At 72.5% G+C, this 976-nt stretch carries 1 protein-coding gene; it reads left to right on the top strand.

The genetic code is table 11. The features are described 5' to 3' along the window. Positions 1-976: DEAD/DEAH box helicase (locus SAS01S_RS21995; protein ID WP_500799088.1), on the top strand; the 976-nt coding region annotated here is incomplete at both ends.

Genomic DNA, 976 nt, shown 5'->3' on the forward strand with positions numbered 1-976 from the left:
CTGGGGAGTCGCCGATCCACGCGCGCTGGCGTGGCTCGATCCGCCGCCCGACGCCGCGGTGGCGGAGGGACGCGCCCGCCTCGCTACGCTCGAAGCGCTCGACGCCGATGGCCGGCCGACCGCGCACGGCCGCGCGATCGCGAAACTGCCGATGCCGCCGCGGCTCGCGCACATGCTGGTTCGTGCGCGGGAGATGGGGCTGGCGAGAGAAGCGGCCGAGGTTGCGGTGTTGCTCGGCGAGCGGGGACTGGGTGGCCCGGGGACGGATCTGGAAATCAGAGTTCGCCGGTTTCGTACGGAACGCGGTCGTCGCGCCGAGAGTGCTAGGCGATTGGCCGAGCGGTGGGCTGATATTCCCCTCCCGCTCGCGGGAGGGGCTAGGGGAGGGCGTGTCGAAACTGGGAGCGCGGAAAGAACAAGCCCTCCCCCAACCCCTCCCGTAAACGGGAGGGGAGAAGAGATCGCCATTGCCCTCGCCTTCCCCGACCGCGTTTCCCGGCGCCGCGACGCTTCCGGCGAACGTTGGGCCTCGGTCGGCGGCCGCGGGTTCAAGCTCGACGCGACCGACCCGCTCGCCACCGCGCAATGGCTCGCCGTCGCCGAGACGCAGGGCATCGCGGCCGGCGCCCGCATCTTGTCGGCGGCGGCGATCGACCAGGCGACGGTCGAAACCCTGTTCGCCGACAAGATCGAAACGCGCCGCACCTTCGCGTTCGATCCTGCAACCGGCGGCGTCGAGGCGGTGCGCGAACGCCGCCTGGGCGCGATCGCTCTGTCGCGCGGCCCCGATAGCAACGCCGATCCGATCGCGATCGCGGCCGCGTTGGTCGAGGGCGTCCGCGACCATGGCCTGCACTTGCTGCCCTGGGGCGAGGCGTCGACCGCGCTCCGCGACCGCGCGACGTTCGCCGCCGCCCATGGCTGGGGCGGCAGGCTCGACGACGAGACTCTCGCCGCCCGCCTCGACGACTGGCTC

It is taken from the genome of Sphingomonas asaccharolytica NBRC 15499, assembly GCF_001598355.1.
GTDB lineage: Bacteria > Pseudomonadota > Alphaproteobacteria > Sphingomonadales > Sphingomonadaceae > Sphingomonas > Sphingomonas asaccharolytica.